This is a genomic window from Corynebacterium sp. LaCa78 (genome assembly GCF_046717505.1).
Classification (GTDB): Bacteria; Actinomycetota; Actinomycetes; order Mycobacteriales; family Mycobacteriaceae; genus Corynebacterium.
The window spans coordinates 1,967,184-1,993,916 of record NZ_CP177112.1; the positions used below are offsets into that span (position 1 = coordinate 1,967,184).

Annotated in this window: 28 protein-coding genes and 1 tRNA gene; 9 read left to right on the forward strand and 20 right to left on the reverse strand. The window is 62.9% G+C overall.

The features are described from left to right. Window positions 1-64 precede the first annotated feature (64 nt). Both ACLI1O_RS09455 and ACLI1O_RS09460 read right to left on the reverse strand, forming a co-directional pair. A complete protein-coding gene (locus ACLI1O_RS09455; protein WP_239269888.1) occupies window positions 65-1,342 on the reverse strand; it encodes a glutaminase in 1,278 nt (425 codons plus the stop codon). Window positions 1,343-1,400: 58 nt separating this feature from the next. Then, window positions 1,401-1,679 (reverse strand): DUF3618 domain-containing protein, encoded by a 279-nt coding sequence (locus ACLI1O_RS09460; protein ID WP_239269889.1) that lies wholly within the window; start codon window positions 1,677-1,679, stop codon window positions 1,401-1,403. Window positions 1,680-1,776: 97 nt separating this feature from the next. Between ACLI1O_RS09460 and bcp the strand changes: the two genes are divergently transcribed. From bcp to ACLI1O_RS09475, 3 genes are all read left to right on the forward strand, one after another. Continuing rightward, entirely contained in the window at window positions 1,777-2,244 is a 468-nt protein-coding gene (gene bcp / locus ACLI1O_RS09465; RefSeq protein WP_239269890.1) for a thioredoxin-dependent thiol peroxidase, read from the forward strand. A 4-nt stretch (window positions 2,245-2,248) separates the two neighbouring features. Then, entirely contained in the window at window positions 2,249-2,866 is a 618-nt protein-coding gene (locus ACLI1O_RS09470) for a TetR/AcrR family transcriptional regulator (protein ID WP_239269891.1), read from the forward strand. An 84-nt stretch (window positions 2,867-2,950) separates the two neighbouring features. Further along, a complete protein-coding gene (locus ACLI1O_RS09475; protein ID WP_239269892.1) occupies window positions 2,951-3,937 on the forward strand; it encodes an HNH endonuclease signature motif containing protein in 987 nt (328 codons plus the stop codon). Window positions 3,938-3,958: 21 nt separating this feature from the next. Here ACLI1O_RS09475 and bioD read toward each other — a convergent pair whose 3' ends face one another. Further along, complete coding sequence (bioD, locus tag ACLI1O_RS09480) at window positions 3,959-4,633, reverse strand: dethiobiotin synthase (protein WP_284849546.1); 675 nt, start codon at window positions 4,631-4,633, stop codon at window positions 3,959-3,961. Continuing rightward, window positions 4,630-5,904: an adenosylmethionine--8-amino-7-oxononanoate transaminase gene (locus ACLI1O_RS09485; protein WP_239269919.1), complete on the reverse strand. Its 1,275-nt coding sequence runs from the start codon at window positions 5,902-5,904 to the stop codon at window positions 4,630-4,632. The genes bioD and ACLI1O_RS09485 overlap by 4 nt, the downstream gene beginning before the upstream one ends. 41 nt (window positions 5,905-5,945) lie before the next feature. On the opposite strand from ACLI1O_RS09485, the gene ACLI1O_RS09490 reads away from it, so the two are divergent. After that, window positions 5,946-7,340, forward strand: coding sequence for a peptide MFS transporter (locus tag ACLI1O_RS09490; protein WP_284849545.1), 1,395 nt, complete (start codon window positions 5,946-5,948; stop codon window positions 7,338-7,340). A 4-nt stretch (window positions 7,341-7,344) separates the two neighbouring features. On the opposite strand, the gene ACLI1O_RS09495 is transcribed toward ACLI1O_RS09490, so the two are convergent. Genes ACLI1O_RS09495 through pflB form a run of 5 tightly spaced genes read right to left on the reverse strand, consistent with a single transcriptional unit; the run spans window position 7,345 to window position 12,791 of the window. Further along, window positions 7,345-8,250 carry an SPFH domain-containing protein gene (locus ACLI1O_RS09495; protein WP_239269895.1) on the reverse strand — a complete coding sequence of 302 codons (906 nt, stop codon included), beginning with the start codon at window positions 8,248-8,250 and terminating at the stop codon, window positions 7,345-7,347. Between the two features lie 56 nt (window positions 8,251-8,306). After that, window positions 8,307-9,545: an alpha/beta fold hydrolase gene (locus ACLI1O_RS09500; protein WP_239269896.1), complete on the reverse strand. Its 1,239-nt coding sequence runs from the start codon at window positions 9,543-9,545 to the stop codon at window positions 8,307-8,309. Between the two features lie 11 nt (window positions 9,546-9,556). Continuing rightward, the gene (gene pflA / locus ACLI1O_RS09505; protein WP_284849544.1) at window positions 9,557-10,426 is read right to left on the reverse strand and encodes a pyruvate formate-lyase-activating protein; all 870 of its coding nucleotides are present in this window, start codon (window positions 10,424-10,426) and stop codon (window positions 9,557-9,559) included. A 2-nt stretch (window positions 10,427-10,428) separates the two neighbouring features. Next, window positions 10,429-10,680, reverse strand: a complete 252-nt coding sequence (grcA2, locus tag ACLI1O_RS09510) for an autonomous glycyl radical cofactor GrcA2 (protein WP_255716700.1) — start codon at window positions 10,678-10,680, stop codon at window positions 10,429-10,431. A gap of 23 nt (window positions 10,681-10,703) precedes the next feature. Beyond that, window positions 10,704-12,791: a formate C-acetyltransferase gene (gene pflB, locus ACLI1O_RS09515; RefSeq protein WP_255716699.1), complete on the reverse strand. Its 2,088-nt coding sequence runs from the start codon at window positions 12,789-12,791 to the stop codon at window positions 10,704-10,706. A 311-nt stretch (window positions 12,792-13,102) separates the two neighbouring features. On the opposite strand from pflB, the gene ACLI1O_RS09520 reads away from it, so the two are divergent. Continuing rightward, on the forward strand, window positions 13,103-15,010 hold the full coding sequence (locus tag ACLI1O_RS09520) for a solute carrier family 23 protein (RefSeq protein WP_411706825.1): 1,908 nt from the start codon (window positions 13,103-13,105) through the stop codon (window positions 15,008-15,010). A 52-nt stretch (window positions 15,011-15,062) separates the two neighbouring features. On the opposite strand, the gene ACLI1O_RS09525 is transcribed toward ACLI1O_RS09520, so the two are convergent. Further along, window positions 15,063-15,144, reverse strand: a tRNA-Leu gene (locus ACLI1O_RS09525). 96 nt (window positions 15,145-15,240) lie between these two features. Between ACLI1O_RS09525 and ACLI1O_RS09530 the strand changes: the two genes are divergently transcribed. Together ACLI1O_RS09530 and ACLI1O_RS09535 are read left to right on the forward strand one after the other, a co-directional pair. Continuing rightward, complete coding sequence (locus ACLI1O_RS09530) at window positions 15,241-15,741, forward strand: hypothetical protein (RefSeq protein WP_239269898.1); 501 nt, start codon at window positions 15,241-15,243, stop codon at window positions 15,739-15,741. Between the two features lie 3 nt (window positions 15,742-15,744). Beyond that, on the forward strand, window positions 15,745-16,095 hold the full coding sequence (locus ACLI1O_RS09535; protein WP_005277777.1) for a DUF3817 domain-containing protein: 351 nt from the start codon (window positions 15,745-15,747) through the stop codon (window positions 16,093-16,095). On the opposite strand, the gene rdgB is transcribed toward ACLI1O_RS09535, so the two are convergent. The 8 genes from rdgB to clpS all read right to left on the reverse strand — a co-directional run bounded on the left by rdgB (window position 16,096) and on the right by clpS (window position 21,477). Beyond that, window positions 16,096-16,698, reverse strand: a complete 603-nt coding sequence (rdgB, locus tag ACLI1O_RS09540; RefSeq protein WP_239269899.1) for an RdgB/HAM1 family non-canonical purine NTP pyrophosphatase — start codon at window positions 16,696-16,698, stop codon at window positions 16,096-16,098. It abuts the gene before it with no gap. Next, window positions 16,692-17,420: a ribonuclease PH gene (gene rph, locus ACLI1O_RS09545; protein ID WP_005277773.1), complete on the reverse strand. Its 729-nt coding sequence runs from the start codon at window positions 17,418-17,420 to the stop codon at window positions 16,692-16,694. The genes rdgB and rph overlap by 7 nt, the downstream gene beginning before the upstream one ends. Window positions 17,421-17,435: 15 nt before the next feature. Continuing rightward, the gene (locus tag ACLI1O_RS09550; RefSeq protein ID WP_239269900.1) at window positions 17,436-18,197 is read right to left on the reverse strand and encodes an MBL fold metallo-hydrolase; all 762 of its coding nucleotides are present in this window, start codon (window positions 18,195-18,197) and stop codon (window positions 17,436-17,438) included. A 73-nt stretch (window positions 18,198-18,270) separates the two neighbouring features. Then, window positions 18,271-19,050: a glutamate racemase gene (gene murI / locus ACLI1O_RS09555; protein ID WP_239269901.1), complete on the reverse strand. Its 780-nt coding sequence runs from the start codon at window positions 19,048-19,050 to the stop codon at window positions 18,271-18,273. Then, entirely contained in the window at window positions 19,050-19,682 is a 633-nt protein-coding gene (locus tag ACLI1O_RS09560) for a rhomboid family intramembrane serine protease (RefSeq protein WP_239269902.1), read from the reverse strand. Before ACLI1O_RS09560 ends, murI begins: the two co-directional genes overlap by 1 nt. 13 nt (window positions 19,683-19,695) lie before the next feature. After that, window positions 19,696-20,610, reverse strand: coding sequence for a P1 family peptidase (locus tag ACLI1O_RS09565; protein WP_239269903.1), 915 nt, complete (start codon window positions 20,608-20,610; stop codon window positions 19,696-19,698). Next, complete coding sequence (locus tag ACLI1O_RS09570; protein ID WP_023029180.1) at window positions 20,610-21,146, reverse strand: DUF2017 domain-containing protein; 537 nt, start codon at window positions 21,144-21,146, stop codon at window positions 20,610-20,612. The genes ACLI1O_RS09565 and ACLI1O_RS09570 overlap by 1 nt, the downstream gene beginning before the upstream one ends. 4 nt (window positions 21,147-21,150) lie before the next feature. Beyond that, entirely contained in the window at window positions 21,151-21,477 is a 327-nt protein-coding gene (clpS, locus tag ACLI1O_RS09575; RefSeq protein ID WP_239269904.1) for an ATP-dependent Clp protease adapter ClpS, read from the reverse strand. Window positions 21,478-21,594: 117 nt separating this feature from the next. Between clpS and ACLI1O_RS09580 the strand changes: the two genes are divergently transcribed. Both ACLI1O_RS09580 and ACLI1O_RS09585 read left to right on the forward strand, forming a co-directional pair. Beyond that, entirely contained in the window at window positions 21,595-22,923 is a 1,329-nt protein-coding gene (locus tag ACLI1O_RS09580; protein WP_239269905.1) for a nicotinate phosphoribosyltransferase, read from the forward strand. 18 nt (window positions 22,924-22,941) lie between these two features. After that, the gene (locus ACLI1O_RS09585) at window positions 22,942-24,906 is read left to right on the forward strand and encodes an ATP-dependent DNA helicase (protein WP_411706826.1); all 1,965 of its coding nucleotides are present in this window, start codon (window positions 22,942-22,944) and stop codon (window positions 24,904-24,906) included. Here ACLI1O_RS09585 and ACLI1O_RS09590 read toward each other — a convergent pair. After that, on the reverse strand, window positions 24,872-25,594 hold the full coding sequence (locus ACLI1O_RS09590) for a peptidyl-tRNA hydrolase (protein WP_284783334.1): 723 nt from the start codon (window positions 25,592-25,594) through the stop codon (window positions 24,872-24,874). The two genes, ACLI1O_RS09585 and ACLI1O_RS09590, sit on opposite strands and share 35 nt — an antisense overlap. Continuing rightward, a complete protein-coding gene (gene serB / locus ACLI1O_RS09595; RefSeq protein WP_284771048.1) occupies window positions 25,587-26,708 on the reverse strand; it encodes a phosphoserine phosphatase SerB in 1,122 nt (373 codons plus the stop codon). The genes ACLI1O_RS09590 and serB overlap by 8 nt, the downstream gene beginning before the upstream one ends. Window positions 26,709-26,733: the final 25 nt, after the last annotated feature.

The following is a 26,733-nucleotide window of genomic DNA, read 5'->3' on the forward strand; positions in this document are numbered from 1 at the left end:
GGATTCCTCGAATTGAGGATAAGTGCGAGCTTATCCTAGCTTAACCAAGTAAGGTGAACCAAACCTAAACTACCTCCTCGGCGATTGCGTAATCTTCCGGCTCACCCTTGGGCACCTCAGTGCCGTCCGCCATGGTACGGTCCTCCAATTCGCCGTCCGGATCCACGATGGCGATATCGAAACCAGCCTCGCGGATGCGCCGGAGGCCTTCCTTCAGCATGCGCCGGCCCATCCGGTTGGATCCGGTGATATGGGATAGCTCCAGCACCACCGTGCCCTCACCAAATTCGCATTCGGTGAGCTGATGCAAGATGGTCTCCGCCGCGTTGAAGTTGATAAGGCCCTGCAGGAAGATCACCGTGAGGTCGTCCTCGGTCTCCATCCTGCGCACGGGGTGCACGCCGTAGCGCTCATCCGTGGACATCAAGTGCAGCCCCATATCCTTCGACAGCAAGGTCAAGGCATCCACTCCGCGGACGGAATTGCCCTCCTTATTAAGCCGCGGCGAGAAGGTCGCGACCCCCAATTGGCCGGGCAGGGTTCCCAGCAGGCCGCCCGAAACGCCGGATTTCGCTGGGATTCCGACCTCGGCCATCCATCGCCCAGCGCCGTCGTACATGCCCGCAGAGCTCATGACAGAAAGCGTCAGGCGGCAGACATCGGCATCGAGGATCTTCTCCCCCGTCACCGGCTGCGTGCCACCATTGGCCAAGGTGGCAGACATCACGGCGAGGTCGCGCACCGTGACCTTAATCGAGCACTGCTCCACGTAGGTCGAAACCGCATCGTGGGCCTCGTCCTGGATGATGTCGTAATTGCGCAGCATGTGCGCCAAAGACAGGTTCCTATCAGAGACCTGCAGCTCGGAATCGCGCACCTTTTCATCGAGTTTCAGCTCGCGGCCCGCCAGCCGCGAAAAGTAGGTGCGCAGCTGTTCCACGCGCTCGGCCGGATCCGAATCCACGCCATTAATTAGCTGCGTTACCGCGATCGCGCCCGCATTAATCATCGGATTCACCGGCCGGTGATCATCGCGGTTGAGCGAAAGCTCATTGAAGGCCTCGCCGGACGGTTCCATGCCGACGATCTCGCGCACCGCATCCAAACCGAGCTCCTGCAGCGCTAGGGCATACGCAAAAGGCTTCGACACGGACTGCAGGGTGAATTCCACCTCAGCATCGCCGGCGGAATACACATGCCCCGTCGTGGTGCAGATGGCCACGCCGAGGTAGTCCGGTTCCGCCTTCGCGAGCTCGGGAATATAGTCCGCCACCGCGCCGCTGCGATTTCCTCGCACCCGAGTCAAAATTTCCTGCAAATAAAAAGGAATTGGAGTTTTCATCGCGACCTAGCATACGAAAAAAGCCCCCACGGCGCGCGTGGGGGTAAGGCGGGGAAAATTAGTGGCGCTCAGACAGCAGGCGCTGCAATTCCTTCAGGTCGCTCTTGCGGCGACGCGAGCGGAACACGGAAAAGGCAATCAGCCCAACGACGGCGGCGCCGACGCCACCGAGTACCAGCTGCACGTTGCGGTCCTGCAACTTTTCGGTGGCGGCATCCTTGGCGTCATCGACGAGGTTTTGCGGCTTGCTGCGATCCGCAATTTCATCCAGGGTGCTAGCCAGCTGGCGCCGGGTGCGTTCGATATCGCGTTGAATATCTTCAATATTGCGTGCCACGGAATTCTCCTCTTAGCTTAAGTTTCGCTCTTAACGAGCTTATCTTACCGTGCAGGGTCTCCACCGCGCAGGCTGGGGAGCACGTAAAGTGGGGTCCATGACTGAAACTCGTTTGAACGTAGGAGATACCGCCCCCGCTTTTTCGCTTGCCGATGCCACCGGCAACACCGTTTCCCTTTCCGATTACGCAGGCCAGCGCGTGCTGGTGTACTTCTACCCGCGCGCCAATACCCCAGGCTGCACCAAGGAAGCCTGCGATTTTCGCGATTCACTAGAAGAACTCAATGAGCTCAATATCGCGGTGGTGGGCATCTCCCCCGATAAGCCCGAGGCGCTGGCGAAGTTCCGCGATGACCACGATCTCAACTTCCCGCTGCTTTCTGATCCAGATAAGTCCGTCATGACTGCGTATGGCGCCTTCGGGGAGAAGAAGAACTACGGCAAGGTGGTCCAGGGCGTTATCCGTTCTACCTTCCTCGTGGAGCCGGATGGCACCATCGGCCAGACCCACTACAACGTGAAGGCCACCGGGCACGTCGCGCGCGTGATGAAGGGCCTCGAGTAAGCCGGTGGAGGAAATCCTCGTCCCGCGGCGCCGGCCAGCGCAGGCGCGCAGCCGGGAGCGCTTTGCTCGCATCGTGCAGGCGGCGCGCGCCGTGCTTGTCGATGTCGGCTTTGAATCCTTCACCTTCGATGAAGTCGCCCACCGTGCTGGGGTCCCGATCGGCACGCTGTATCAGTTCTTTGCCAATAAATACGTGCTCATCTGCGAGCTCGACCGGCAAGATACTGCCACCAGCCTGGCCGAAATCGAGCGCTTTTCGCGCCTCGTGCCGGCCCCGCAGTGGCCGGATGTCTTGGATGAATTCATCGACCACTTGGCGCGGATGTGGCGCGAGGATCCTTCCCGGCGCGCCGTTTGGCACGCCATCCAATCCACCCCGGCGACACGGGCTACGGCCGCCGATACCGAGCTGCAGCTCTTGGAGCCGCTCGCCGAGATCCTCCGCCCGCTGGCCACCGAGCACAGCGATGCGCAACGCATTGAGCTGGCGCGCTTCCTTATCCACACCGTGGTTTCTCTGCTCAATTACGCTATTTCGGGCGAACCAGACAAGTTCGATTCCGTGGTCATGGAGCTAAAGCGCATGTTGATTTCGTATCTTTTTGCGGTGGCCGCGGGATAACTTTGTAGACGTTTATACAAGTTATCCACAGGTGGGCGCCGCGCCCGATTGGTACTGCGGTAGCGCGCGCCTAGATTTGCAGGCATGAACGCACTGCAGGCCTATGCCACCCAGATTTCCTCGGCGATGGATATCCTCGCCGAGGCCCACGGCATGCCTGAGAGCGACCTCATCGAGCTCGGATTGCCGGATGTCGAGGCCCGCGAGCTGCTCGCGCTGGCAGAGGTTTATTTCGGCACCACTTCCTTTAGCCGCAAGCAGCGCCTTGCCGCCGCGGGCGCGCGCCACCACGATTTGGTGACCCTGAAGCTCATCGAGAAGTACGCCACCCGTGCTGCCACCAAGCGCGCCGCGTGGAACCTGCGCGTAGAGCTGTGCCGGCAACACGGACCGGCCTCCGAGATTGCCCAGCTCGCTAAAAAACGCCTGCGCGAATGGCGCCCGCGCCGCCGGCCGCCGCGCGAGGGCGTACAACTCCTGCGCCGCCCGGATGGCCCGTGGACGATGCGCATTACTGCGCCCTCGTCCTTCCTCGCGGATCTCGATTCCGCCCTCGACCCCGATAACCCACTCGCATCCTTCCGCGAACTCCTCCGCGGCGAGGGCGCTGCCACGGTACAGACCACGACGAACGTGATTATCCCGCTCAACGCACTGGATCAAATACTGGAAGGCGATGGCGACGAGGTCACGCTTCGGCTCACCAACGGCTCGACCATTACCGGCGCGCAGCTCGTCGAGCGCACCTTTAGCGAACACGGGCTAGCCACGCTTATCCACCCAGTGAAGGGCCCGGTCAACCTGTATCGGACCTCGCGGTTCGCCTCGGAAAAACAGCGGCTGATGGCCGCCGCCGAAAACCCCACCTGCCCGTGGCCGCCGTGCAATCACCCGGCGGATAAGTCTCAAATCCACCACCTGCAGGCGTGGAAGCACGGCGGGATGACCAACGCGGACAACCTCACCGTGTGCTGCCCGTACCACAACGGGGTGAACCAAGACGATCCGAACGCCCCTCCCCTGCGCGGCCGCCTTGCCCGGGTAAACGGCAAGGTCCGCTGGGTCCGCTAGCGCTGCCTCATCGAGGTAGCGCTACTCGGCGTGCGCAAGCAACTCCGCACACACATCACCGGGAAAGAGCTCTCGGGTCATCCGGGCGAAGTCCTCCCGGCCCAGCGCTCCGGCCCCCTCCTGCACGCTGCCCCACAACCGGCAGCCCGTGACCGCAGGAAGCTCGTCCACGTTCAACCGCGTCGCCAGATCCGGCCTCGCGGGCAAACTGCCGCCGATAAGCCCCATCACGTTAATCCTGCGCCGCTGCGCCTCGCGGACGGTGAGCTCGGCGGCGTTGAGGCTGCCAAGACCGAGGGAGGTGACAATGAGGAGGTTGGTGGCGACATCGGCAAGCGTGTAGTCGTCTGCCAAACGCACCAGCAGGCCGCCGGCACCTTCCACCAGCACCACCCGGCCTGGTGCGTCCAACCCTGCGATCCAGTCCCAGAGTTCCTCTTTGCTCGGCGGAGTCATGCGGGCCCGGCGCGCCGAAAGGTTCGGTGCCAGCGGCTCGGGAAAACGCACCATCTCCGTGACCTCGACCCCGGCCAGGGCCCGCACCGTCGCCGCATCGCCGCTATTGCCCGGCTCGCCGGTCTGCAGGGGCTTGGCATAGACGACCTCGCGCCCACTCTGGGCAAGGGCGCTGGCGAGCACCGCCGTGGCCACCGTCTTTCCCACGTCGGTATTGGTGCCGGTGACAAAGATAATCATCGCTTTCCTCCTCCTACCGCAGCGCGCACACCGCGGCAAATCTGCGCGACCTCGTCTTCGGTACTGATAAAAGGCGGCATGGTGTAGATAAGGCGGCCGAACGGGCGCAGCCACACGCCTTGGTCCACCGCCGCGTCCGTAGCACCTGACATATCGACGTCGCGCTCCATCTCCACCACGCCGATAGCCCCCAGCACCCGCACGTCCGCCACGCCCGGCTCGTCCTCTAGCCCGGAAAGCCCGGCGCGCAGCTGCTTCTCGATGCCCGCAACCTGCCCCCGCCACCTTCCCTCCAGGATCATGGAGGTCGCCTCGGCAGATACCGCGCAGGCCAGCGGGTTGGCCATAAAGGTCGGGCCGTGCATCAGCGCGCGTGGGTGCATACCCTCGGCAACCCGGGCGGTGGCGAGCGTGGCGGCCATCGTCATGAAACCGCCGGTCATCGCCTTACCCACGCACATGATATCCGGCACCACTCCCGCCGCCTGGGTGGTAAAGAGGTCCCCGGTGCGCCCAAAACCCGTGGCTATTTCATCCGCGATCAGCACGATTCCGTGGCGGTCGCAGATTTCGCGCGCCCCGCGCACCAGCTCGTGGTCGTGGAAGCGCATGCCGCCGGCGCCTTGGACGACGGGCTCGATGATCAAGGCTGCGACTTCGTTCGTAATGCAGCCTTCCAGCTCGCGTAGGTAATCCGCGCGCGCCTTCTCGCTCGCCCCGCGCGTGGGCGGTGCTGGGGCGAAAACCTGCTGCGCCAGGGTGCCGGTCCACATCGAGTGCATGCCGCCATCGGGATCGCACACGCTCATCGCGGCAAAGGTATCGCCGTGATAACCCGAGCGCCAGGTCAGCATCTTGGTGCGCTCCGGGTGGCCGATCCCCTGCTGGTATTGCAGAGCCATCTTGATGGCGACCTCTACCGAGACCGATCCCGAGTCCGCATAAAAGACCTGCGCGAAGTCGTGACACGTAAGCTCCATGAGATTGGCCGTCAGCCGCGCCGCCGGCTCGTGCGTGAGCCCGCCGAACATCACGTGGCTCATGCGATCGATCTGCTCCTTGGCGGCAGCGGTGAGCCGCGGATGGCTGTGGCCGTGGGCGGCGGCCCACCAGGAGGACATGGCGTCGATGAGGTGGGGGCCATCGGCAAGCGTGAGGTGGACTCCCGCAGCCGACTCCACGACGCGCGTGGGCGCGCCGGGCTCGGCGTAGGGGTGCCAGATGTGGTGGGCATCGATTGTAGCTATGTCGTTAGTAGAAATATCCACCAAATTAGATCTAGCACACACTGTCGGCCGCTATAGTCCTTTTTATGAAAGTTCTTGAACGGCGTTCAATTCGCCGCGTACCCGTGGTTTTGCCGGCGGTTGCGGGCATCGAAATGTGGGAGCGCTTCAGCTTTTATGGCATGCAAGCCATCCTCGCGTACTACCTCTACTCCACCTCCGGCGGGCTCGGCATGGAGCAAACGCAGGCCACCGCGCTCGTCGGCGCCTACGGCAGCCTGCTCTATCTTTTCACGTTTGTGGGCGGCTGGGTCAGCGACCGCCTCTTGGGCGCCGAGCGCACCTTGCTTACCGGCGCTGGGCTGTTGGTGTGCGGACACTTTGCCCTTTCGTTTATCCCCGGCACCGCTGGGCTCATCATCGGGCTCTTGCCGCTCGCGCTTGGCTCGGGGCTGCTCAAGACCGCCGCGATAACGATTCTGGGCGCCGCCTTCCCCGCCGAGGCCGGCGCGCGCGACGGGGCCTTTCAGATTTTCTACCTCGGCATCAATGTCGGCGCGCTTTTTGGCCCCATGTTGACAGGCTGGCTAGCCGAGGAATACGGCTACCACGCCGGATTCTTCGCCGCAGCGGTGCTCATGTGCTGCGGGTGTGCCACCTACGGCGCGCTGCGGAAAAAGATAGATGTGCCATCGCGCCCGCCTCACCCCACCCAGGCCCCAGGCAAGGCGGGGCTGGTCGCGCTGGCGGCGCTCCTAGCCGGCGTGCTGCTCATTATCACCGTTTCTCCAGCAACGCTGACGGTGCTGCTTCTTATCGCCACGGTGGCGGCCGCGGCGGGGCTTTTTGCCAGCATGCTGCGATCCCCGCAGATTAGCGCAGACGAGCGACGCCGCATCCTGGATTTTATTCCGCTTTTCGCTTGCTCAACGGCCTACTGGACCCTGCAACCGCAAATCTACGGAGTCCTCGCGGTCTACTCGGATCAGCGCCTCAACCGATCCATCGGGGGATTCGAAATCCCGCCGGCGTGGACGCAATCGCTCAACCCGCTATTCATCCTCCTGCTCTCGCTACCCTTGGCCGCGGGCATGACGCGCTGGGCCAACTCGCGGCGCGCGCTCATGGGTTGCGGCATCATCTTCGCCGGCGCAGGCATGTTCCTCCTACTGCCCTTTGTGGGAGGCGGGGAAAATTCCACGCCGTTCCTGGTGCTAGCGGGCACCATCTTGTTCATGTCGCTCGGCGAGCTCTTCATCGGCCCGGTGGGCATGGCCGCATCCGCCGCCCACGCCCCGCGGGCATATGCCACCCGCTTTTCCGCGCTGTACTTCCTCACCATGGCCATCGGCACCTCGCTGGCTGGTTCGATGTCGCAGCTGTACGACCCTACCTCGGCATCTGCCGAAACGACCTACCTCATCATCATAGGCGGCGTCCCCGTCCTCCTGGGGCTGGTCCTCCTCCTGCGGCGCAGGTAGGCTCCTATCGCCCGGCTGACTCATCCAGGGCGCGGTCCGCCATGAGCACGTCGCGCATGCCGCTGAACAGGTCGCCCATGCCCTGCGGATTGGACGGCATGTAGAGCACGGAGGCTCGGCCGTTATTCGAGACATCGACCATCGCGTCGAGGTACTGCGATACCAGCATGAGGACCTCGGGGGATTCCTGGACCCCGGCATCGCGCAGTAGCTCGTACTGCTGGGCGATGCCCTCTACAATCTCCTTGCGCTGCTCGGCAACACCCCTACCCTGCAGCTTCTTTGCCTCCGCGGCACCCTCGGCTTCTTTGACCACGCGGATTTTTTCCGCCTCCGCCTGGGCGATGGCCGCCTCGCGCTCGCGCTGCGCCGCGTTAATGGAGTTCATGGACTCGCGCACGCGGGAATCCGGGCGAATATCGGTTACCAGCGTATTGACGAAGTTCCAGCCGTATTCGGCCATATTATCCCGCAGCGAGGCCGCCACGTTCTGCGCGATGGTGTCCTTGGAGGAAAAAGACTCGTCCAAGCCCATATTCGCCACCGACGAGCGCACATTATCTTGCACATAGGCCACGATCTGCTGCTCGTGGTTGGAGAGCATATAAAAGGCCTCGCGCTCGCGGCCCTCTACGACCTCGTACTGCACCGCGACCGGGATTTGGACGAAGACATTATCCTTCGTCTTGGTTTCTACCATCACGTCTAGCTGGCGCACCTGCAGCGAAATCTTATCGCGCACGCGGTCGATCCAGGGCATCTTGAAGTGCAAGCCCGCGTGGGCGACCGTCTGGAATTTACCCAAACGCTCCAAGATGGCCGCCTCGCGGGTACGCACGATGTAATAGCCATCAAATACGGTGGCGAGAATCAGCAAGATGATGATACCGATGATGATTAAGCTCAACATTTCCTCTCCCTAACTACGTATGTGAAATTAATTTTCGCACAGGCGGAAAGCGTTCGCTAGTGGTCATCGATAAGCGCAAAGAGCTTGCCCATCACCTCCGCGCCGTTCTCGCCGATGCCATTGTGCTGGTACTCATTCGTCACCCACGGCCGCAGATCGCCCAAGTGCGCGGCGGTGGCCAAAGATTCCTCCAGGGGAACGAAGATATCGTCGAGGTAGATGGCGGCGGCGGTGGTGGGGGCATCGGCAAGCGCATAAGGCGCACTAAATTCCCGCTCCGCCAAGCCGTGCGCACCCTCCTTGAAGGCCTGCAGCGCCGGGTCCTCGTCGAACTGCCACGGGGAAATATGCTCGCCGGTCAGCCAGGTGCCGGACTCGGCAAACTCCGGGAACTCCTCGCGCACGCGGTGCGCCGACCACTGCGTCGACGCCTGCCCGCCGCTGCCGGCATAAATGGACTCGTGGATCGCCGCATAAAGCGGCGCCTCCGCAAAGCTCACGCGCTCGCCGATGCCCCACAGGAAATCATCCCGCAGCACCTTCTCTCCCCGCACGGTGCGGAAGGGCTCTTCCAGGAGGTAAGCCAGGCCGTCGAAGCCGGTGCCCCGCCCCAGATCGGTGCCGATGGTGCGAAAACGCAGCGAGGACAGCCGCTCGCCGGTGTGCAGGCGCTCGTCGGAATTATCGAGGTGGGCGATGATTTCCTCGATGCGGCGCTGCACCCAGGGGAACTCTCGGTAGAAGCGCTCCTGGCGGGCCTTGAGCTTGCTAAAAGTCGCGCGGTAAAGGTGATCCGCGCCCTGCAGCGTGGGGATGCCACCGGTGAAAAACGCGTGCTTGACGGACTCAGGAGCCTGAGACAGGTACGCAGTGATGCAAAAGCCGCCGAAGGATTGGCCGAACAGGGACCAGGTCTCAAGCCCCAGGTGTTCGCGGAGGCGCTCGGCATCGCGCACGATACTGTCCTGGTGCAATAAGGCCAGGTGCTCGGCGCTGCGCTCTTCTGCGGGGCTTAGCCTATCGATGCGGTGCGAGCGCCCCGTGCCGCGCTGATCGAGGAGGATGACGCGGTAGCGCTCGAGCGCCTTGCCGATAAGCCCCGTCGGTTTCACCGGCCGCGGGGCCGGAAAACCTGGGCCTCCCTGCAGGTACAGCAGCGCCGGCAAGTCCTCGCCGCCTGGCGGGATGATTTCGCGGGCATAGAGAGCAAAAGTCCCGCGCGGATTGTCATAATCCCACGGGACTTCCAGGGTGTGTTCAATAATATCGTGGCCGAAGCGGCGGTAGTGAGTCATGCCCACCCAGGTTAGTAAACCTCCAGACCCTTCGCGTGGAAAACGTCGCGGACTTTTTCCACGTCTTCCGGCTTTGGCGGCTTGGTATCTGCCAAGTGGTAGGTCATATCGAGCCCCTCCCACTTGTCCTTACCCATATTGTGGAAGGGCAAGACCTCGACGCGCTCCACATTGGACTTCCACCGCGCCACGATGGAGGCGACGTTTTCGACGTTCTCGGCCGAATCCGTCAGGCCCGGCACGACGACGAAGCGAATCCACACCGGCTTGCCTATCGCGTTGAGGCGGTCGCCAAAATCGAGCGTGGGCTGCAGCTGGCGCCTCGTTACGCGCTGATAGGTTTCCTCGTCGCCCGACTTCACGTCCAGCAGGACCAGGTCGATATTGTCTAGGTCCTCATCGCGCAGGCGCGAGCCCAAGAACCCAGAGGTATCGATTGTGGTGTGGATGCCGGCGTCGTGGACTTCCTTGAGCACACGCCGGGTAAACGCAATTTGGAAGAGGGGCTCACCACCGGAGATGGTCAGGCCGCCACCGGAAGCTTGGAAGATGGGCTTATAGCGCTTGATGCGTTTGACCACATCGTCGACCCGCTCCAAGGTGCCGGTCTTCATCTCCATGGTGTCCGGGTTATGGCAATACTGGCAGCGCAGGGGGCAGCCGGACATGAACATGGTCATGCGGGTGCCCGGGCCGTCGACGGCGGTTACCAGCTCCCAAGAGTGCACGAGGGCGATATCGCCGGTGCGGCGCGCCTCCATTAGCTCGGGGCGGGTAATCTCATCGAGTTCGTGGTCGGTTCCCAGGCCCGCGGCAACACCGCGAACGCGCTCGCCGGATTCCGGCGACAGGGTGACCACACCAGTAATGCCATCAGCCATGATTATGAACCCTGGTGGAAGGTGCGGGAGATGACGTCAAGCTGCTGCTCCTTGGTGAGCTTGACGAAGTTGACCGCATAGCCAGAGACGCGAACGGTGAGGTTCGGGTATTTCTCTGGGTGCTCGACGGCATCTTCCAGCGTGGACTTGTCCAGCACGTTGATATTGGCGTGGTACAGGCCAGAGTTCATCTTGTGCTCGTCGCGGCTGGCCTTCATGTCTGAAAGGCGTTCTGCAAAGGTTGGGGTTGCCATGATGGTTCTCCTTGTCGTGATTCTTATTGTTCCATGATGAAGCCGGCATCCAGCACGCCCACCAAGTTGGTGATGCGCTCTTCTGGGGTGCGGCCCAAACCGGACGGGGTGATGGTATTGGTCAGCGAGATGCCGTCCAGGGCATCCTTGTAATCCAACTTGCCCACCGACAGCATGGAGGCAACCATGCCGTGGTTATCCGCGCCGTTTTCGGGGTTAGCGCCCGGGGAGAAGGGGGTGCCGGCCTTGTGGCCCGACGGGAAGGAGCCTGTTGCCTTGCCGTAGACCACGTTGGAGGTAATGGTCAGCACGGACTGGGTGGGGATGGCATTGCGGTACATCGGGATGGCCTTAATTTTCTCCATCACGGTGTGCACGATGGTGGCGGCGATGTCATCAGCGCGGTCGTCGTCGTTGCCGTAGAACGGGAATTCGCCTTCGGTGATGTAATCCGTAATCAGGCCGGTCTCATCCCGGACCGGGGTGACCTTGGCGTACTTGATGGCGGATAGCGAATCGGCGACGATGGAAAGCCCCGCGATGCCGCAGCCCATGGAGCGGATGATATTGGAATCATGCAGCGCCATTTCCACGGCCTCGTAGGCGTACTTATCGTGCGAGTAGTGGATGATGTTTAGCGCCTCGACGTAGGTGCCAACCACCCAGTCCAGCATCTCCTCGTACTTTTGCCAGACCTCGTCGAAATCCAACGGGCCATCGCCTTGAATCGGCTCGTAGCCTTCAACGACTTGCTTGCCGGAGACCTCATCCCGGCCGCCGTTCATGGCGTAGAGCAGGGCCTTGGCGGCATTGACTCGGGCGCCGAAGAACTGCATCTGCTTGCCCACTTCCATCGGGGACACGCAGCAGGCAATCGCAGCGTCATCGCCCCACTCGTCGCGAATCTGGCGATCAGACTCGTACTGGATGGAGGAGGTTTCAATGGAGATGTGCGCGCAGAATTCCTTGTAGCCTGCAGGCAGCTCCGGATCCCAGAAAATGGTGATATTCGGCTCCGGTGATGGACCCAGGTTGATCAGGGTCTGCAGGAGGCGGAAGGAGGTCTTGGTGACCATGTGGCGGCCGTCGCTGCCGAAGCCGGCATCGGACCAGGTGGCCCAGTACGGATCGCCGGAGAAAATCTGGTCATAGTCGATGGTGCGCAGGAAGCGGACGATGCGCAGCTTCAGCACGAGCGCGTCGATGATTTCCTGTGCCTGTTCCTCGGTGATGATGCCAGCGGCCAAATCGCGCTCGAAGTAGCAGTCGAAGAATGCGGACAGGCGGCCGATGGACATGGCTGCGCCGTCCTGGGACTTGATGGAGGCGAGGTAGCCAAAGTAGGTCCACTGCACGGCCTCGTGGGCGGTGCGCGCCGGCTCGGAGATGTCAAAACCGTAGGACTCGGCCATCGCCTTGAGCTTCTTCAGGGCCTTGATCTGCTCGGAGTGCTCCTCGCGGTAGCGGGCCCAGTGCTCGGAAAAGCCGGCATCGGCAATGGCATCGCGGGCCTCAATCTTTTCCTGGATGAGATAGTCCACGCCGTACAGCGCCACGCGGCGGTAATCGCCGATGATGCGGCCGCGGCCATAGGCATCGGGCAGGCCGGTGATGATGTGTGATGAACGGGCGGCGCGGATGCGCGGGGTGTAGATATCGAAGACCGCATCATTGTGGGTCTTGCGGTAGCGGGTGAAGATCTTCTCCACCTCGGGATCAACCTCTTTGCCCGCCTCGCCGATGGCCTGCTTCACCATGCGCCAGCCGCCGAACGGCATCATGGCGCGCTTGAGCGGTGTATCGGTTTGCAGGCCGACGATGACGTCATCGTCTTCTGAGATGTAACCGGCCGGGAAGGCATCGATATCGGTCGGGGTGTGCGTATCGACATCGTAAATGCGCTTTTCGCGCTCGACTGACAGGTAGTCCTTTTCCAGGGTGTCCCACACGCGTAGCGTCTTATCGGTGGGGCCAGCGAGGAAGCTGGAGTCGCCGTTATAAGGCGTGTAATTGCGCTGGATGAAATCGCGGACGTTGATGCCCTCGGTCCAAGGGCCGGGCGCAAAACCTTCCCACCCTTGATACTGCTGGGGCTTAGTTGCGGTAGTCATAATTCCCTTCTTCTGGGTCAAATTTCCCGGGGCGCATGCCGCCTTTTTCTTCCCGCAGCATCAAGCCCCGTCACCTCTTAATTGTCGGCTCGATTCGCGAAATTAACAACCGTAAACTTCCCTTTGAGCACCAGTTATAAACCGGTCGTCATACTTTGCTGGTTACCCGATTCATATAAACCACCCGTACGTTTTTGTTCGGGGGCAATCTAGCCCCGATCGTGGCTTTGCTCACGTACACTTTGGCGCCGACCTGCGTGTACCTCTACTGTTAAGGCGGTCAGCTTCGCTTCCGTAACAAGGAGGACTTCGTGGCGTCCCAGCCCAAGCACCCCGTAGACATCGTTCCCCCCGCGCCGAAACTCGCCGCCCTTGGGCTGCAGCACGTCCTCGCGTTTTATGCCGGGGCGGTCATCGTCCCGCTGCTCATCGCCAGCTCGTTAAACCTGGACGCGGAAACTACCATCCACCTCATCAATGCAGACCTTTTGACCTGCGGCATTGCAACGATCATTCAGTCGGTGGGCATCGGCAAGCATATTGGCGTGCGCCTGCCCATCGTGCAGGGCGTGACGACGACGGCGGTATCGCCCATCATCGCGATTGGGCTGGGTGCCACCGACGGCGAGGGCGGGGTGGCATCGCTGCCCACGATTTACGGCGCCATCATCGTCGCGGGCCTTTTTACCTTCTTCGCCGCGCCGGTCTTTGGCAAGGTGCTGCGCTTCTTCCCGCCGGTGGTTACCGGTTCAGTGCTGCTGGTGATGGGTACCTCACTGCTGGCGGTATCGGCCAATGACTTTGTCAATTATGCCGAGGGTGTGCCGGCCACGCGCGATTTGCTCTATGGCTTTGGCACGCTCGCGGTCATCATTATGGTGCAGCGTTTTTCCTCCGGCTTCGTGGGCACGTTGGCGGTGCTCATCGGCTTGGTCCTGGGCACGGGCGTGGCGCTCGCGCTTGGCGATGCCTCCTTTAGCGAAGTCTCCTCCTCCCCCGCCCTCGGCATTACGACGCCGTTTTATTTCGGCATGCCGCAATTTGACCTCGTGGCGATCTTCTCGCTGATTATCGTCATGATCATCACGATGGTGGAAACGACCGGCGATGTGTTTGCCACCGGTGAAATCGTCAAAAAGCGCATCCACCGCGATGACGTGGTGCGCGCCATCCGCGCCGATGGCGTTTCCACCCTAGTGGGCGGCGTCATGAATTCCTTCCCCTATACCTGCTTTGCGCAAAACGTGGGCCTGGTGCGCCTGACCAATGTGAAATCGCGCTGGGTGGCCGTAGCGGCTGCGGGGTTCATGATCGTGCTGGGCCTGTTGCCGAAGGCCGGCGCGGTGGTTGCCGCGATTCCGTCGCCGGTGCTCGGCGGCGCATCGCTCGCGCTTTTTGCCAACGTGGCGTGGGTGGGCCTGCAGACCATCGCAAAGTCGGATCTCAGCGATGGCCGCAACTCCGTCATCGTCACCTCCGCCCTGGGCCTGGCCATGCTGGTGACCTTCAAGCCGGAGGTTGCCACTGCCTTCCCGGAGTGGGCGCAGACCTTCGTCTCTTCTGGCATGTCCATCGGCGCGATTACCGCCATCCTGCTCAACTTGTTGTTCTTCCACACCGGCAGCGCGAGCGCACAGGTCTCGCGCGCCGATGGCAAGGGCGTGAGCCTCAACGAGCTGAACGAGGCCTCGCGCGAGGAGTTCACCGCCGCGCTGCGCCCGCTCTTTAATAATGAGACCTGGCCGCTGGATCTGGCCTGGCAGTCCCGGCCGTTTAGCGATGTCAACGAGCTGCGCGCCGCCATCCAGGTTGCCGTGCTGACCGCGGATGCTGAACGCCGCGATGCGCTCATCCACGACTACCCCGCGATGGACGAGCTGCTTTTGGCCTCGGCCGATGAGGCGGCGAATATTTCCGCCGACCGCGGCTCGCTGGGACTCAGCGAGCTTGACGACGTGCAAACCGAGCGCATTACCGAGCTGTCCGCCGCCTACCGCGAGCGCTTTGGCATGCCGTTTGTGGCTTATTTGGATACCAATGACACGGTGGAGCGCGTCATCGATGCCGGCGTGCGGCGCCTGGCCAATTCCGATGCGCAGGAATACCGCATTGCTCTCAGCGAAATCGTTGAGATCGCTAATGACCGCTTCGATATCCTGCTTGCCGATGCCAACCCCGTCCGCTCCTCCTGGGACCGCAAGTTCACCGAGGTGGACTAAGATCCGCAAAAGCACCGCAGTTCTTCAAGCAAGTACTGCGGTGCTTTTCTTGTGCGCCCGGTGAGACTTGAACTCACACGTCATAAGACACTAGAACCTAAATCTAGCGCGTCTGCCAATTCCGCCACGGGCGCGAGCAACGTTGAATAGTGTACACGGCGGGCTGATAAACAAGAAACCAGGGGCATTCCGTATTGCGGCGGTGGATAGGTAGGCTGGGTGGGGTGAGTATGCACGAGGATCAGAAGAAACGGCGCGTGAAGGTGCGGTGGTGGCACATCGCCCTCGTCATATTTTTCGTGGTGCTTTTCCTCTTCCTCGCCTATTGGCAGTGGACGCGCTTCCGCTCCGGCTCGGGCACCTTCCAAAACTTGGGCTACGCCTTCCAGTGGCCGCTTTTTGCCGTGTTCGTGATCTATGCTTATCGCACCACGCTGCGCTATGAAAATGAGCGCCTCGCCGCGGAAAACGAAGCCCGCGAGATGGATTCGCTGCAGGCCTCAGGAAACGCCTCTGAAAATGTCGGCGAAACCGCCGACGGAATAACAAATTCGACCGATGGTTCTGAGGTGAGGGACTCGGCGGAGAAAACCGCCATCGATGAGGATTTCTTGCCGCAGCGCCCGCAGCTGAATGTGGAAGAGTTTAATGCGTTGAATCAGCCTCGGCGCCGCCGCGGTTCCCCCGCAGAGGGACGCGACGAAGGCACAACAGATAAAAGGAGAAAGTAAATCATGACAAACCAGGTACACCCAGACCGCAAGGCGCGCATCCGCGGCCCGCTGAAGTTCTTTTCCATCGCGGCCACGGTGACCGGTATCTTCCTGATCATCCTGGTCATCCGCATGTTCTTCCAATACGTCATGGGAGCAGAGATCCCGGAATGGGCGACCTATATCGCCATCGTGCACGGCATCGCGTACATGACCTACCTGCTGTCCATCCTGATTCTGGGCCCGCGCGCGCTGTGGCCCGCCGGCAAGCTGATTACCACCGCGCTCGCCGGCGTGGTGCCCTTCCTGTCCTTCTGGATGGAGCACAAGCGCCGCAAGGAAATCGAGGAGCAATTCCAGCTCAACGCCTAATTAGCCGGCCAGCTCCGCGATGAACGGGGCTAGCTGGGAAAGGGCGCGGCCGCGGTGCGAGACCGCGTTCTTTTCCGCAGGCGACATTTCCGCCGCAGAACGCGACTCGCCTTCTGGTTGGAAGAGTGGGTCGTAGCCAAAACCATTAGCGCCGCGCGGCTCGCGCAAAAGCTTGCCCTCCCAGCGGCCCTCGGCCACGCGCTCTGTGCCTTCGGGGGTCACGAGGGCGCACACGGAGACGAAGGCAGCGGCGCGCCGATCATCCGGCACATCCGCCATCTGCGCCAAGACTAGGTCATTATTAGCCTGGTCGTTGCCGTGTTCGCCGGACCAGCGGGCCGAGAGCACGCCGGGCATGCCGTTGAGTTCCTCGATGGCCAGCCCAGAATCATCCGCGATGGTCACCAGACCCGTGGCGGAGGCGCCGGCACGGGCCTTGATGAGCGCGTTATCGGCAAAGGTGCGGCCGTCCTCGACGGGCTCTGGGTAGGGTTCGACCTCGGAAAGCAGGCGCAGCTCCACGCCCTCGATGCCGGCCTCGGACAGGATGCGATCGAGCTCGGCCAGCTTCTTCGGATTGCCGGATGCGACGAGGATTACCATCCCAGCGCCGCTTTCTGCGCCGCGATGAGCTCGCTGCAGCCCTTCTGGGCCACATCCAGCATGCCGTTGAGCTGCTCGCGGCCAAAGAGGCCGTGCTCGCCGGTGCCCTGGATTTCTACAAAGTCGCCGGATTCCTGCATCACCACGTTGAGGTCCACCTCGGCGCGGGAATCTTCCTCATAGGGCAAATCCAGACAGATTTCGCCGTCGATGATGCCCACGGACACCGCGGCGATGGGATCGAGCAGCGGCTCGCCGGGGACGACGCCTTCGGACTTGAGGTGGGCGATGGCATCGGCAAGCGCAACGTAGGCGCCCGTGATGGAGGCGGTGCGGGTGCCGCCATCGGCCTGCAGCACGTCGCAGTCGAGCTGGATGGTGTTTTCGCCCAGCTCCTCCAAGTCCACGGCGGCGCGCAGGGAGCGGCCGACTAGGCGGGAAATCTCGTGGGTGCGGCCCTTGACCTTGCCGCGCATGGACTCGCGCGGCATACGGTCGTGGGTGGCGGATGGCAGCATGGCGTACTCGGCGGTTAGCCAGCCCTCGCCGGAATCGCGCTTGAAACGCGGCACCCCGAGTTCGACGGAGGCGGTGCACATCACGCGGGTATTGCCAAATTCCACCAAGACGGATCCGGCCGGGTTGGTGGTGAAATTGCGGGTAATGCGGACGCTGCGCATTTGGTCGAGCGCGCGCCCATCGGCACGAGTAAATTCAGTCATGCCCTCCAGCGTAACTTAGAACTGCATGCCCGCAGTACCCAGCACGATCTCGCCGTCGAATTCCTCCCGCGCCGCCGCCACGGTGGCCTTAGCATCGCCCCAGGGCTGGATGTGGATCAACACCAGCGTGCCAACGCCCGCTTCCCGCGCCGCGCGCCCCGCTTCCGCGCCCGACATGTGCATGCCGGGTGCCATGCCCTCGGAGGAAGCACCCCAGGTGGCCTCGCAGAGGAAGAGATCGGCGCCCCGGGCGGCATCGACAAGCGCAGGCGTATAAGACGTATCGCCGGAATAGGTAATGGTCTGGCCGGTCTTGGCGTGCTCGATGCGCAGCGCATAGGCCTCTACCGGGTGGTTGACGGGGAAGGGGGTGATAAAGACGTCATCGACAAGCTGGCGCTCCCCCGCCACCCACGGGCTAAACGCCAAGGTATCGGACATATCGTCGATCCCATTTACCTCGTCGGAGGACAGGCGGCCCAAGTGCGTCGGCGTGGCAGACGGGCCGAAGCAGAAGTTGCGCGAGGCTGCCGGGGCGGTGGGATGGAAGCGGCGCCACACCATGAGGGAGGGAAAATCCGCGCAGTGATCCGCGTGCAGGTGGCTAAAGGCTACGTGGGCATCGCACGGATCCTGCAGTTGAGCTAGCTGGCCCAGCGTGCCCGAGCCCATATCCAGGATGATGGACGGTGCATTGTCGAAGGACACGACATAGCCGGAGGCAGGATTGTCTGCGGTGGGTACGCTACCGGAGCAGCCTAGGATGGTCAGCTTCATGGAACCAATAGTTCCATGAATCCGGACCGAATGCTGGTACCGCGCGCAAAAAGGGGGAGGAAATTCGGCTGTCTTAGCCGATCTGCGGGCCCAAAAAGCGCGTGGCCAGCTGGGCGAAGACCTCTGGATCGCCGGTGGATTCGAAGGAATGGACCGGCTGGTTGCCCTCGGGGGCGAGCATGTCCGTTTCCGTAAGAAGGCGCATGACGTCCTTCGTGGTCTCCTCTGAGGAGGCCACCAGGGACACGTTTTCGCCCATGGCGAGCTGGATGATACCGGTAAGCAGCGGGTAGTGCGTGCATCCCAGCACCAAGGTGTCCACGCCCTGGGCCTGCAGGGGCGCAAGGTACCCCTCGGCGACGCCGAGGATTTGGCGGCCTGCCGTAATCCCGCGCTCGACAAAGGGCACGAAGTCCGGACAGGCGGCGGCTACCGCCTCAACATTGGGGTTAACCGCGAAAAGGTCCTGGTACGCGCCGGATTTGATGGTGCCCTCAGTGCCGATAACGCCAATCTTGCCATTGCGCGTGGTGGACATGGCGCGGCGCACGGCCGGGTGGATGACCTCCACGATGGGGATATCGTAGCGCTCGCGGGCATCGTGCAGGAAGGCTGCGGTGGCGGTATTGCAGGCTATGACGAGCATCTTGCAGCCACGCTCTACCAGCTTATCGGCAATATCCTGGGAAAAGGCCCGCACCTGCGAGATGGGCCGCGGCCCGTAGGGGCCGTGGGCGGTATCGCCCATATAAATAACGGATTCTTGCGGCAGCTGCTCCATCACCGCGCGGGCCACGGTCAGCCCGCCGACGCCCGAGTCAAAGATGCCGATGGGAGACGATGCGTTAGGCATTATTTCCTCCCTGCCTTTGCCGGATCATCGGAGGTGATGAACATACCGGCCAGTACGCCGCCCAGGGCGCCGAAGAGGTGGCCTTGCCAGCTAATACCCTCGGCGACGGGCAGCACGCCCCAAATCAGTCCGGAATAGGAAAAGCCCAGGATAATGCCCAAAATGATCTGCAGCAGGGAGCGATTGAAGACGCCGCGCACCACGAGGTAGGCCAGCCAACCATAGACCAGCCCGGACGCGCCGATATGCGAGGTACCGGCCCCGCCCAAGAACCACGTTCCAAGGCCCGCTACCACGGTGGTGATCAAGGTGACCTCCCACCACACCCTGCGCCCGGACAAGCCAATGAGGAAGCAAAACAGGGCACCCGGCAACGAGTTGGACATCAAGTGCTCCAGGCTGCCGTGCAAGAGCGGCGCCGTGATAATGCCCCACAGGCCATCCACGTCGAGCGGGCGGATGCCGTAATTGGACAGCCCGCCGCCGAAGACGACGGCGTTGATGAGGTGGACCGACCACTCCACTGCGAGGAACCCCAGGGCCAAGGATAGGCCGGTGCTGATGCGGCCACGGCCGCGGTTGTTCGTGCTGGTCGACGCCAGCTGATTACGTGAAGTTCCACCCATAGTCATAATGGGCAATATCTTAGCCGAGCAAGTCGCGATACGCGCGAAGCCCCAGGCCAGGGCGTGCGGCGGTGACCGCGGTGACGATGGCCTCCTCCACCACGTCGGCTGCCGCAGCGCACAGCTGGATCTTGTCCACCTCGGCGGGTTCCTGCGCCGTCGACAAGGCGAAAATGGTATCTCCGTCCAGCGGCGAATGCGCGGGCCGAACGGCGCGCGCAATCCCGTCGTGGGCCGTCATGGCGAGGCGTTGGGCTTGGGCGGTGGTAACGGGGGCATCGGTAAGCACCGCGCCAATCGTCGTATTCAGCTTCGCGGCAGCGTGCGGCAGGTCGCGGTAGGCGTCCGCGTTGACCGGCGTGCGGCCCGGCGCGCCGTAGAGGCGGCCGGAGTGCGGGTCGATGACCTCGCCCACGGGATTGGCCACCATCGCGGCGCTGACCTCGTAGTTTCCCACCTTGCGGGTGGCCAGGCCGAAGCCGCCGCGCAGCTTGCCCGCCGTAGCGCCCACGCCCGCGCCGACCGTGCCCACCGTGTCGTCGTGGCCGGCCATTGCCGCCCGCAGCGCCGCCGCGCCATCCTCCGGCCCAGGGCGAGAAGGGCCCGCCAGCAGATCGAAAATCACCGCCGCCGGCACAATGGGCACGCGCGGGCCGGGCTTGTCCTCGCCAAAGACGGGGAAACCCACCCCGTGCGCTTCCAATTCGCGCATGACGCCATCCGCGGCGGCCAAGCCAAAGGCGGACCCACCCGCAAGCACGATCGCATGGACGCGCTCGACGGTATTGTGCGGCTGCAACAGATCGGTCTCGCGCGTACCGGGCCCGCCGCCGCGCACATCCACGCTGGCTAGCGCGCCCTTCGGGCCGCAGTAGAGCACGGTGGCACCAGTGTCCTCGGCGGAAAAATGGCCAATGCTAATGCCGTCAATCATTAATCCATCAACACTTCCAGCAGGGAATCCTGGCAATAGGCCAGCCATTCCACCAAGGTATCGCGGTCCGTCATGAGGTTTTCGTCGGTCGCGTCCCCAGCCGCGACGTATAAGCGCAGATCATTGAGCCCCGCCACGAAGGCTTGGGCTTCCTGCTCCGAAATGGAGACCTCTACCCCGCCGGTGGGGCCCAGCGCATTGCCGATGACCTGCAGGTTCTGCAGCTTCGCCCGCGCGATGTCGTTTTCGTGCAGCGAGCGCAAGAGGGAGGCGTCGCCGTCGTATTCCTCATCGCCGGGCTTTTGGAAGTCCGGGAACAGCCGCGCCAGGGAGGGATCCTCGGGGGCCTCGGTATGGCCGGTGGGCATGTCCAGCATTTCCGCGAGCTCATCCTTCGGCGCGGACTGGGCGCGGCCGATGATCGCCTCAGAGACGGTGGCGGTGAGGTTGCCGATGACTTCGCGCTCCATGGGCTCGAATACCGCCGTGATTTTGGACCCGCGCATGAGCGATTTCTTCTTTTTCCACGGTTGCATCTATCTACCCTGCCTGTTGCATTGTCGCCCACAGACCCGCGATCTGGAGCTTTTTAACGTCCGCCTCAACCTTGTCCTTCTCGCCGCTGGACACGGCGGCCTTGCCCTCCGTGTGGACCTGCATCATCAGCTCGTTGGCCCGCTTTTTGTCGTAGCCCAAAACGGTTTGGAATACGTAGGACACGTAGCTCATCAAGTTGACGGGATCGTCCCAGACGATGCACATCCACGGCAGGTTCTCGCTCGCGGCCACATCAACTTCGATTCCTTCATCCAAGTCGGGCGTGGCCATGGGAGAGCTCATACGGACTTCGGGGTTTTGCGGCTTCATGCCTTATAGCCTAATCATTTTTCGCTGGCATTTTGGGCATTGGGTCTCCCCACAGCTCACTAGGGTGGTGGCCCGGGTATGCTGAAAGCTTCTTAACCTGTGAGTAGTATCAGGCTCATGAATGACATAGCACGCCCTATCGATCGCTCCACCGCTTTGCTCACGGATAAATACGAGCTCACCATGCTGCAAGCCGCGCTTCGCGATGGCACCGCCCACCGCAACGTGACCTGCGAGGTCTTTTCCCGCCGCCTGCCCAATGAGCGTCGCTACGGCGTCGTCGCCGGCACCGACCGCGTGCTGCGCGCGGTGGAAGACTTCCGCTTCTCCCCCGAGCAGCTGGAACAGATGGATTTCCTGGATGAAGATACCCGCAAGTACCTGCGCGACTGGCGTTTTTCCGGGCAGATCGACGGCTACCGCGAAGGCGAGCTGTATTTTCCCAACTCTCCTATCTTGACGGTGCGCGGCACCTTTGGCGAGTGCGTGGTGCTCGAAACCATCGTGCTTTCTATCCTCAACGCCGATTCCGCCGTCGCCTCTGCCGCATCCCGCATGGTCACCGCCGCCGATGGCCGCCCCATTCTGGAGATGGGCAGCCGCCGCACCCACGAGTACGCGGCCGTGACCGCCGCCCGTGCCGCTTACCTCGCCGGGTTTACCGCCACCTCCAACCTGGAGGCCGGCTTCCGCTACGGCATCCCGGTATCTGGCACCGCCGCCCATGCCTGGACCTTGGCGCATACGAACCCGGATGGCACGAGCAATGAGGAGGCGGCCTTCCGCGCGCAAATCGATACCCTGGGCATCGATACCACCCTGCTGGTGGATACGTATGACATCACCAAGGGCGTCGAGACCGCGGTCAAGGTCGGTGGCCCGGAGCTTGGCGGGGTGCGCATCGATTCCGGTGACTTGGGCGCGGTGACCCGCCGCGTGCGCAAGCAGCTCGATGAGCTAGGCAATCACAATACCAATATCGTTGTTTCCTCCGATTTGGACGAGTTTGCCATCGCGGGTCTGCGCGGCGATCCCGTCGATGTCTACGGCGTGGGCACCTCCGTGGTCACCGGCTCCGGTGCCCCGACCGCGGGCATGGTCTACAAGGTCGTCGAGGTCGACGGGGTCCCGGTGGCCAAGCGCTCGTCGTCCAAGCAATCGGTGGGCGGAGCCAAGCGCGCGCTGCGCACCTACCGGTCTTCCGGCGTGGCGGTAGAAGAGGTGGTCTACCCCTTCGCCGCAGACGCGCCGGATACGGGCCAGCTGACCACCCGCGAGTTGACCATTCCCTTGATGCGCGATGGGCACATCGTGGAGGACCTGCCCGATCTTGAGGCCTCCCGCACCTACCTGGACGAGGCCCGCAAGACCCTGCCATGGGAGGGCCTGGCGCTCTCGCGCGACGACGCCGCCGTGCCCACGCGAATGGTGGGCTTTAAGGACTAGGTCGCTAGACTGTGTGGGGTGAGTGACCCCGCAGATGATCCCCTAAACCACGACACGGAAACGCTGCTCGGCGCGGCGGTGGATGCGCTCGGCGGCTCCCGCCGCGCCGGCCAGGTTCGCATGGCAAACGCGGTATCCAAGGCCTTGGAATCCGAGCGCCACCTCGCCGTCCAGGCGGGCACGGGAACGGGTAAATCCCTGGCCTACCTGGTTCCGGCTATCCGGCATGCAATGAACTCGGGTTCCACCGTCGTCGTCTCCACCGCCACGCTGGCCTTGCAGCGCCAGTTGGTGGAGCGCGACCTCCCGCGGCTGACGGAGGCGCTAGCCGATGTCATGGAGCGCACCCCCACCTTCGCCATCATGAAGGGCCGCAATAATTACGTATGCCTGAATAAGATCGCGGCCACCCCGGATGATCCGGAGGCTCTTATCGATGAGTCCGATATCTCCTACCGCGGCAAGGCCGTGCGCCGCATCCACGACTGGGCGCAGGAGACCGAAACCGGTGACCGGGACGATTTAGACTTCGGCGTGCCGGATTTGGTGTGGCGGGCGGTATCGGTGACCTCGAATGAGTGCTTGGGGGCTGGGCGCTGCCCGCACGGTGCGGATTGCTTCGCCGAAGAGGCCCGCCGGGCGGCTGCCGATGTCGATATCATCGTCACCAACCACGCCATGCTCGCCATCGACGCTATCTCTGAGGCCAATATCCTGCCCGACCACGATGTGGCGATCATCGATGAGGCCCACGAGCTCGATGGGCGCATTACCTCCGTGTCCACGGCGGAGATTACTTCCCGCTCCATTAAGATGGCGGCGAACCGGGCAAAGTCACTGGGCAATGCCGGCAACCTGGCGGAGTTGGCGGATGAATTCGATGATCTGCTGCGCGTGCAGGAGCCCGGCAGGTGGACGGATTTGGATGAGACGTCGCAGGCGCATTTGCGCGCGCTTGCCGACGAGTTCCTGCGCGTCAAATCCCTCATCTCCCGCGCCCCAGAAGGCGAGGCCAACGATGACCCCGAAAAGAATGCCGAGCGCCAAAACTTAAGTAATCACCTCACGGACCTGGCCGAGGCGATCGGGAGGATCTTGGAGGTCTTCGCCACCGACGATCCCGCCGCACAGGACGATGTCGTGTGGCTGGAGGGCACCGATACGCTCGCCGTCGCGCCGCTGTCTATCGCGCATATGCTGCGCGAGAACCTATTTGGGGAGCAAACGGTGGTGCTTACCTCGGCCACGCTGGCCCTAGGCGGGCGATTCGACGCCATGGCAGCACAATGGGGCCTACCGTCCGGCACGTATGACACTCTCGATGCGGGAACGCCCTTTGAACCGGCAAAATCCGGCATCTTATATACCGCCAAACACCTCCCGGCACCGGGGCGCGATGGCCTGTCCTCCGAAACCTTGGAAGAAATATACGAGCTCATCATGGCCGCCGGCGGGCGCACGCTGGGGTTATTCTCCTCGCGCCGGGCGGCGGAAGAGGCCGCGGAGGCCCTGGCGCCGCGTTTGCCGTTTGACCTGTATGTGCAGGGCGAAGATGCCATCGGCACGCTGGTAGATAAGTTCTCCACGAAGGAGAACTCCTGTCTCTTTGGCACCTTGACGCTTTGGCAAGGCGTGGATGTGCCGGGGCCATCGTGCTCGCTAGTCCTCATTGACCGCATCCCCTTTCCGCGACCCGATAACCCACTGCTGCAGGCCCGCTCCCAGGCAGCCGACGCCGCCGGCCGCTCCGGGTTCATGGAGGTCTCCGCCAATCACGCGGCGCTCCTCATGGCGCAGGGATCCGGGCGGCTTTTGCGCCACGTAACGGACCGTGGGGTCGTCGCCGTGCTGGATAACCGGCTGGAATACAAGCGCTACGGCGCATTCCTCAAGGCATCCATGCCGCGGTTCTGGCAAACCACGAACCCAGAAACGGTGCGCGGTGCCCTTAAGCGATTGGTCGCCGCAGCGCACACACGGTAGCCGAATCCGGGGCGATCTCAGTAAACCCGGCATCGATGATGACTACCGCGTCCTCCTGCGCGCAGGCGGTGCGAAATGTCTCTGCGTCCGCCTCGCGGACAGAGAGCGGAAAACCTTCTGCCGCCCAAGCCGCAGCCTCCTCTTGGCTCATGGCGGCGGCGAGCATCATCGAGCCGTGGCCCACTTGGGCGGCGGCCTTGCCCGCGGTCATGGCGAGGCTGCGGTCGACGTAGATAATGGGGGCATCGGCAAGCGGAGGCCCTGACTCGTCCATCGCGAGGTCGGTGTGGCCGATCTGCAGCTTGCTAATGAGCGGGTCCACCTCCCCCACCGCTGAAGGTGCAAAGGCACGCGCGCGGTCATCCACGGTGACACCAGGCAGCAGCTGCACATCGCGCCACGCCTTATTGCGCGCCCGGCGGGCAATCTTGCGGATGCGGTGGCCGTACCACTGCGCGAGCGCCGCGGCGAAGGCACCGTCCTCGCCGGCGCGGTCATCTAGACAGGCGGCCACCACGGCGCGGGCGGCCGCGGTAAGCACCTCGCTGCGCGCCGGGGGATCCTGCTTGGGGAGGTGGAGGGCTATCTGCATCGCCTGCACGGTCGACGGATCCGCGGGGTCCTCGTGGGAATCCCGAGCGGTACAGGCGGCAACGAGGCGTTGGTGCGCTATCTCGAACTTAGACATTGGCAATTCCCAACATCGGTAGGACGGCGTCGAGGCGGCGCGGTGTGATGCAGGCATCGGCGGCCTCGCGCAGCGCCGGCTTCGCATCAAAAGCGACGCCCAGCCCGGCGGCGGTGACCATGGCGATGTCATTGGCGCCATCGCCCACCGCAACGGTGGACTCCATCCCGATTCCGGAATCCGCGGCGAATTCGCGCAGAAAGTCTTCCTTGGCCTGGCGGTCGACCACCTTCCCAATGACCTTACCGGTCAGCTTGCCATCGCGGATTTCCAGAGTATTGGCCCGCACGTAGTCGAGCTGGAGGTCTGTGGCCAAGCCCTCGAGCACCTGAATAAAGCCACCCGAGACCACGGCGGTGCGGTGGCCCAGACGGTGGAGGGTTCCGATCGCTTCCTTAGCGCCGGGTGTCAGCTCGATATCGCGGGCGACCTCATCGATAATCGAGGCATCCAGGCCCTCCAGCACCGCGACGCGCTCGCGCAGGGACTCCTCAAAGTCCAATTCGCCGCGCATGGCGCGCTCGGTTACGGCGGCCACTTCTGCTTCCTTGCCTGCGTGGGCGGCGAGCATCTCGATGACCTCACCTTCAATCAGGGTCGAATCGCAGTCGAAGCACACCAAACGCTTGCCGCGATGGCCTAGGCCCTCGAGGGAGATATCGATACCGCGTTCAGCGGCAATCTCCCGCAGAGCCCGCCGCGCCGCGGCGGCATCTTCTAGTGCCACGGTAAGTTCCACGGCGAAAAGGGAATCCAGCGCTATCCGGCGCATGCGGACCGTCTCCCCATTCACGGCGCTCTGCACCGCGCTAATATCCCCCGCGTTTATCTCCTCACCAATAATGGCAACAGCATAGCTTTGTGCAATAGACACCTCATGCTCGAACGGCGCCATGGCCTCGCGCACGCGATCCCCTAGTGCTGCGGTATCGGTGCTGGACAGATCGCACTGCGCGGTGAGGGCGAGGTGGTTGGAGGCGGTGGCGAGGTGGACATCGGCAAGCGGGACGGGAAAATCAGCCAACGCAGTAAAGAAAGCGGCGGCCGCTCCGGGAGCGTCTGGTCCGAGACTAGTAATGGTCGTGGTGTCAGCTTGAGTATTCACAACGACCATTATCCCACACGCGCCAAAGCCGCCC